The organism is Spirulina sp. CCNP1310 (assembly GCF_034932185.1).
Classification (GTDB): Bacteria; Cyanobacteriota; Cyanobacteriia; order Cyanobacteriales; family Spirulinaceae; genus Spirulina.
This window is the reverse complement of the sequence record NZ_JAYGHW010000013.1, coordinates 45,991-52,493: the sequence shown is the minus strand read 5'-3', so window position 1 is coordinate 52,493 and position 6,503 is coordinate 45,991. Positions and strand designations below refer to the sequence as shown.

The 6,503-nt window shown below is 53.1% G+C and carries 5 protein-coding genes and 1 pseudogene; 2 read left to right on the top strand and 4 right to left on the bottom strand.

Going from position 1 to position 6,503, the window contains the following annotated elements; genetic code table 11:
- The 3 genes and pseudogenes from VB712_RS05575 to VB712_RS05565 form a co-directional block, all read right to left on the bottom strand.
- A pseudogene (locus VB712_RS05575) lies at nucleotides 1-845 on the bottom strand (hypothetical protein); the annotation flags it as partial.
- Between the two features lie 589 nt (nucleotides 846-1,434).
- Nucleotides 1,435-3,969, bottom strand: a complete 2,535-nt coding sequence (locus VB712_RS05570) for a PstS family phosphate ABC transporter substrate-binding protein (RefSeq protein ID WP_323252970.1) — start codon at nucleotides 3,967-3,969, stop codon at nucleotides 1,435-1,437.
- Between the two features lie 94 nt (nucleotides 3,970-4,063).
- Complete coding sequence (locus VB712_RS05565) at nucleotides 4,064-4,300, bottom strand: hypothetical protein (protein WP_323252968.1); 237 nt, start codon at nucleotides 4,298-4,300, stop codon at nucleotides 4,064-4,066.
- 163 nt (nucleotides 4,301-4,463) lie between these two features.
- Between VB712_RS05565 and VB712_RS05560 the strand changes: the two genes are divergently transcribed.
- On the top strand, nucleotides 4,464-5,366 hold the full coding sequence (locus VB712_RS05560) for a pseudouridine synthase (protein ID WP_323252965.1): 903 nt from the start codon (nucleotides 4,464-4,466) through the stop codon (nucleotides 5,364-5,366).
- Here the strand turns inward: VB712_RS05560 and VB712_RS05555 are convergent.
- Nucleotides 5,363-5,623: a hypothetical protein gene (locus tag VB712_RS05555; RefSeq protein ID WP_323252963.1), complete on the bottom strand. Its 261-nt coding sequence runs from the start codon at nucleotides 5,621-5,623 to the stop codon at nucleotides 5,363-5,365. The genes VB712_RS05560 and VB712_RS05555 overlap by 4 nt on opposite strands.
- 39 nt (nucleotides 5,624-5,662) lie before the next feature.
- Here VB712_RS05555 and VB712_RS05550 point away from each other — a divergent pair, with 39 nt between their 5' ends.
- Nucleotides 5,663-6,439 carry a glucosamine-6-phosphate deaminase gene (locus VB712_RS05550; RefSeq protein ID WP_323252961.1) on the top strand — a complete coding sequence of 259 codons (777 nt, stop codon included), beginning with the start codon at nucleotides 5,663-5,665 and terminating at the stop codon, nucleotides 6,437-6,439.
- Nucleotides 6,440-6,503 lie beyond the last annotated feature (64 nt).

Here is a 6,503-nt window from a genome sequence, read left to right as displayed (position 1 = left end):
TGGGAGATTGGAGAGAAACGGATGGTGTGAAGAGAGGATAAGTCACAAAAATAGAACTGATTTACTTCTGACAAAGGGTTTTGAACGAGTACTTTGCAAACACAATCTTTTTTTCGAGGTTCCCTAAAGTTAATCGGATTATTAATTTCATGGGCAATCCCCGCCACCATTTGCCCCAAACTGGACATTTTTTCACTTTGGACAAGTTGCGATTGAGCGAGGCGCAATTCATTGAGGGTTGTTTCCAATTTTTGGTTCCGATCAATCAATTGGGCTTCAGACTCCCGCAAGGCTTGCTCTGCTTCTGAACGCTCAACCATCTCCCCTTGGAGTTGGAGCAGCGCACTTTGGAGGGCAATGGTACGCTGCTCCACCCGCATCTCCAATTCTTCATTGAGTTGCTTTAACGTGGCTTCCGCCTGTTTGCGTTCATTAATTTCCCGTTGCATCACTTGGTTAACTAACATCAACTGGTTAGCACTGGGCAGGGAAAAAATTTGATGGAGGCGGGGTAAAAGATGGAGGGTGAGGGTGATTCCGAAGGCCACGGTGAGCAAATGGGCAAAAACCACCCAGATGGCATCGGGATGGATCAGTTGCCAGCTTTGACCCACCCAACTCACACTGAGCATCAAGGCAAAACCAACAATGAGGAGCGTGAAGCGATTACAAGGGACATGGCGACGACGGAGAACGCTATACACCACTGAAGCCGGCACTAAAGCAAACACCAGGGCTAAGAGCAAGATGCTCACTTCTTGAATGGTGGTGATCGAGAAATCAACGCTTAGGCCATCCATGGGGAGATTAGCGATCGTTCCCGTGGTCAATCTAACACTATCCATTGCTCTACCTCAATCACAATTTAGCGAATGCTCTAACATAATCAAATCATCGTGAAAAACTTGTGAATTTATTGTTAACAGTTTGACCGTTTGTCCAGTTTTACCTTGATTTGTTGAATTTTATAATATTTCTTCGATTTTGCCACTGTAGAGGGCCTGCATTGACTGCATAAACTCATCTTGTTAACATTTGTAAAAACCAACCATAAATGTAAAAATCCGTAAATACCCAATGGGGATCCGCAAATAGTTCATCAGCTTTCACAGATTATCCGTATTAATTCGGGGAATTGGGTAAAAATGTCAGGAATTTTTGGCAGGTTGTCGTTAATCTTGGCTGAAGAAAACTCATAAAATTCATAAAAATTAACGTTTCCTTGAGGACTCACTCCATGATCCCCAAACCCTCATCTGTTCAGCATGAGTGAGGGTTATCCCAATTTCCTAAAATCGCCAGGGATATCCCTGGCTCATAGCGCAAGTAGGAAGAGTAGGGTGCGTCAGAGGGGTTAATTGATGATGCCCAAGAGCAGCGTCACGGCTGACGCACCATTGATTGAGCTAAAACGGTGCGTCGGACATCGGAGACTTAAGGCTCCGGTGGGGGAATTTCCCGGAGGGGGACTAAGCCGGCCTGTTGCAGGAGCAATTGCCCCTCATCGGTGCGCAGGACATCGGCGAAGGCTTCCCCAATGGGGGCGCGGCGGTTATCCCGGGGGTAGATCAGCGTGATCGGGTAGGCGAGGGGATAACGACCGCTGCGGATGGCGGCGATATTGGTGCGATAGCTGCCTTTGTTATTGCAGAGATCGGTTGCGGGGGAAATGGGTCGTCCGTTCTCTTCAATCAGGGGGGCAACGGGGGCATTGAGACCCGTTTGGAGGGCGAGGGGATAGACGGAGCATTGGCCAAAAATACGGCTCAAACTGCCAAAGGCGATCGCCCCCACATTACGCTCTTCAAAATCCTGAATGACAGCATTAAGGGTGCGGAACGTCGAGAGACGGGTAATTTCAGTACTAACGGCACTGGCGCGGGTGCGTTGGGTAGCAAGGCGGCGGAAGGTGGCGATCGCCTCTGGATCTTGCAACACCCGCGTTTCAAAAATCTGCACCGCCTCCTCGTCGGCGGGAATATACAACTTCACCGGCAGATCCGGCCCCCCCAATTCCCGCCAGTTGACGATTTCCCCGGTGTAGAGTTGGCGCAATTGGGAGAGGGTGATCGTACCCTGAAGTTGGTTGGGGAGGTTGCGATCGCGGGTTGCGTAGCTAAAGGCCACATACACCGCAATGCCATCGTAGGCCACCCGCGAAAACCATAAATCCGCCGGGAGATTCTCAATTAAACTACTGAGGGCAAATTCCGCTTGCTGTTCCTGCACCTGGGCAATGGCTGCCGTGGCAGAAGGTTGGGGGCGATAATCCAATAAAAACTGATCAACCTCCACCAGTTCATCACTTAAACCATCCGCCGCCGTTGTTTCTGTCGTTGTTTCTGTCGTTGTTTCTGTCGTTGTTTCTGTCGTTGTTTCTGCCGTCGGTGTTGTGACCGGCGCTGGGGGTTCTTCTGGGGCCGGTTCCTCCGCATCGGGGTTCATCCGTGCTTCGACAATGGCCGCGAGGGTTTCATCTTTCAGGATTAAATTCGCCTGCTGCCAAATGTAGGTCCAAATCCCCTCCTGTTCGCCGGTAAACACAAATTCACCTTTGGGGAAGCCATTAATTTGCTCAATGCAACAGGAAACTGGCCGTTCCGGTGCTTCAGAACGGGGGCGACGGTTAAACCACCAAATCAACAGCGCAATGAGGATTAGCCCCAACAATCCCCCAAAGATTAACAACCAGGGCCGCTGTTTTTTCAAGGGTTTGACCACCACTTCTCCCTCCGGTTTCACCGCCTGGGGAATATCCTCCGGGAGTTGAATCTTCAACAATGTTTGGCGGGCAATGCTGGCATTGGCAAAGGGCAGGGCATTTAATCCCAGGAGCGATTCAATAAACTGACGAAAAGGAAGGGGAAGATCGGCGGGCCAATTATCGCCAAAGGCGGGATCGAGGGGGGCGCGGGTGGCGGGGTCAAATTGTCGCCCCGCTAGCAGGTAAAAGGCCACTTTCCCCAAGGCCTCCAAATCCCCTAAGGCTGAGGGTTGTGCGGGTTCGAGTAAGGGGGGGGTGAACAGATGTTGCCAGAGGGCTGGGTCAGCCAGGTAGACGTAAAACCCTTGGAACGTGGGGACGATCAGCACGCTCTGAATGGAAAGGTTGCCGTGGTAAATGCCCAGTTGAATCACGCCGGAGGGGAGGCGATATTTTTGACCGTGGAGACCTTCGAGGGTTTGCAGGAGTTGGAGGAGGACGGTGCGCACCTGAAAGGGGGACATGGCCCCGGTGGCGGAGAGATATTCAGCGAGGGTGGGGAAGGTGTCTAGGCTGGATTGGGTGATCAGGTAGGCTCGCTGTTCCCCCAAGGGGGCGATCGCATCATCGGGGGATACCAAACGCAGTTCTTGCTCCCGACCATCGGCGAGGTGAATGCCAGTGACTTGGTTGTAGAGATCTCGGCGTTTTTGGGTTTCATTGGGGTTGAAGTAGCGATCGGGAAGGAGAAATTCCGTAATCACAACGGGGGTGCGATCGCTCAGATCAATGCCATGGTACAGTCGCCCCCAATTGCGCACCTTAAAAAATTCATTAATCTGATACTGGCCTTTGCGTCCTTGCAGGCGGGTTTCAGGGGGGATCAGCGTTGGAAATGTGCAGCGGAGGCAAGCCGTGGCGGTGGGATCTTCTACTAAAGTTTGGCCGGGCCATTCACAGGCAAACGGGTTGCCCCGCACACAACGATAGGCGGGATAGAGTAATGTCGGCGGCGCGACAATTTCCGCCTCCACCGCCACCGCCTCCTCTCCCTGGCCCGTCAGCGTTGCTAAAATTTCCGCCTTGACTTGCGGAAATTCGGGAATCGGCAGAGACACACTTTCAATTAAGCTAGGGACAATCCAGCGGTAGCGGGCGGGCAAAAAACTAAAGGCACGGTAGGAGCCTTGGGCCACCAACATATTGAGGCGATCGCTTACCCCCGTGACTTCACGGCTTTTAATCTCATCGAGAATCTTGGTCATACCCGCCTGCCTTTTCCTACCACAGCCAATCTTTCCCTCAATGGAGGGGATAGCCACTCATTCTAAACTGGATGTCCATGGCCAATCACAAACATTAACGGAGGGTTACAGTTAGGGTCAGATTACTCATGCCCCACACGTCAAAAAACTGATCAAACAGGACTTGACTGGCTTCGGTGAGGTTGCCATCGGAACCCACCAGCCCCCCCTGGACTTGCCGGCCGCCATCGGTTTCTAAGTCCAATCGCCAAGCCCCTCCTTCGGTTTCCCGCAGAATGAGCGCCCCTCTAGCGAGGACTTGACCCGCTCGGCTGATAATCGCACAACGCATAACTAAAAGAATTGCTCAAAAAGTCTTCCCCATTATGCCAGCGATGTGCCTCCGGCAGGCTTACGCCAACGCCCCTCCCCCGTCAAGGCGGGTTCTGGGGAAGGGGAGGGGCCAAAGATCAGGAGGGCGAAAAATTTTGCGTCCCCACATTGAGGAAATGCTCATGACCTTGAATCAGGGTTGGATTTATCGGGATCGGATTAGCGCCCGTTATCAGGGTTGGATGGTTTTGGACTATTACAGTGAACGGTATCCCCATTTGAGTCGGGGGGATTGGGGCGATCGCCTCCACCAAGGGCAAATCCACCTCAACGGCCAACCCACCACCGCCACCACAGTTTTAGCCCCAGGGCAAACCCTCACCTATCACCGTCCCCCCTGGTGTGAACCCCCTGCCCCGCTAGATTTTACAGTGCTTCACCATGATCCAGATTTCCTACTCATCGTCAAACCCAGCGGCCTCCCCGTCCTCCCCGGAGGCGGCTTTTTAGAACACACGCTTTTATTTCAACTCAAACAGCAATACCCCGACATTGCCCCCATCCATCGCCTCGGTCGCGGCACATCGGGGATCATGCTCTGGGCCCGCACCCCCTTAGCACGGCAGGAATTGAGCCGCCAAATCCGGGAACGGCAGATGGTGAAGGTTTACCGCGCTTTGGTGGCGGATTGGAGCCATGGGGAACGGCTGATCATTACCCAACCCATCGGTAAACTGCCCCATCCCACCCTGGGAAAGGTTTACGGGGCAACGGAGGGGATGGCAGCGGAAAGTCGGGTAGAGCGGTTGGGGGAAAAGGCGGGGGTAATTTTGGCGGTGATGATTCCCACCGGCCGCCCCCATCAAATCCGCATCCATTTAGCAGCGGCAGGTCATCCGCTGTTGGGTGATCCGCTTTATGGGGTTGGCGGCGGTTTGAAGCTTGAGCCAGTAAACGGCACTTATCCCGTTCCTGGGGATTGTGGCTATTGGCTCCATGCCCACCACTTAAGCTTTCACCATCCCCGCACAGGGGAGCCGCTCACGTTTCACTGTCCACCGCCCCCACCCCTAACGCTACCCTAGGCGTGGCGGTTGGCTTCCGCTTGCAACCATTCATCGACGGGTTCGCCATCTTTGCGTTTCAGTTCAATTTCAATGGCAATGATTTGATCAGAGCCGGGGGGGGCGGGGTGTTTGTGGAAGATGATCTCGTATGCGTCGGGGTCTTCGTTGCGTTCCCGGAGCCAATCTTGCACTTTGGTTTCAACGAAGAAGGTTTGATTTTGCTCAAACATCCGGGTGATTTGCATTTGGAGGGTGTAGGGGTTGATCCGTGGCATGATGGGAAGAAGCTCAGGATAGTTTTGATTTTTAATGTTATGTTAACCCGTGCTGTGGATGCCCTCACCGTTACTCTTTATTCCGATGCGGCGGCGGTGGCAGTGGCGGCGGCGGCGCGGATTAAGGGGGTGATTTTGGCAGCGGTGGCGGCGCGGGGGGAGGCGCGGATTATTTGGGCGACGGGGAATTCCCAGCGGGATTGTTTGGCGTTGTTGGTGGCGGATCGGGGGATTCCTTGGGAGCGGGTGGTGTGTTTTCATTTGGATGAATATTTAGGCATTGCCCCGGATCACCCCGCCAGTTTTCACCATTATTTAAAAACCCGGATTGCGGATCTTGTTCATCCCCAAGCCTTTCATTATCTCCAGGGGGATTGTTTGGAGCCAGTGGGGGAGTGCGATCGCTATGCTCAACTCCTCGAATCTGCTCCCATTGATCTCTGTTGTTTGGGGGTGGGGAATAATGGACATTTGGGGTTTAATGAGCCGACGGTGGCAAATTTTGCTGACCCTTATGCAGTTAAGTTGGTGCGGTTGGATGCTGAGAATCGGGCGCAGCAGTATGGCCAGGGGCATTTTTCGAGTTTGGCGGCTGTGCCGGATTATGCGTTTACGTTGACGTTACCGGCGATTTTTCGCTGTGGGGAGTTGTTGTGTTTAGCCCAAGGGGAGCATAAGGCGGCCATTGTTGCAAAACTGCTCACCGGCCCCATGAGCGCCACCTGCCCCGCCAGTTTTCTCCGCCACCATCCCCAAAGCCATTTATATTTAGACGAAGCCGCAGCGATGGAAGTCAAGGCGTTGATCCAGTTTTAAGAAACCGGGTTTTTGAGAGGATGTTATGGAAAAATGAGAAGATAAAATCAACCCGGTTTCTAGG

Coding starts and splice junctions, on each gene's coding strand:
- VB712_RS05565 (WP_323252968.1), bottom strand. CDS start 4,300: ATGCGTTGTGCGATTATCAGCCGAGCGGGTCAAGTCCTCGCTAGAGGG.
- VB712_RS05570 (WP_323252970.1), bottom strand. CDS start 3,969: ATGACCAAGATTCTCGATGAGATTAAAAGCCGTGAAGTCACGGGGGTA.
- VB712_RS05560 (WP_323252965.1), top strand. CDS start 4,464: ATGACCTTGAATCAGGGTTGGATTTATCGGGATCGGATTAGCGCCCGT.
- VB712_RS05555 (WP_323252963.1), bottom strand. CDS start 5,623: ATGCCACGGATCAACCCCTACACCCTCCAAATGCAAATCACCCGGATG.
- VB712_RS05550 (WP_323252961.1), top strand. CDS start 5,663: ATGTTAACCCGTGCTGTGGATGCCCTCACCGTTACTCTTTATTCCGAT.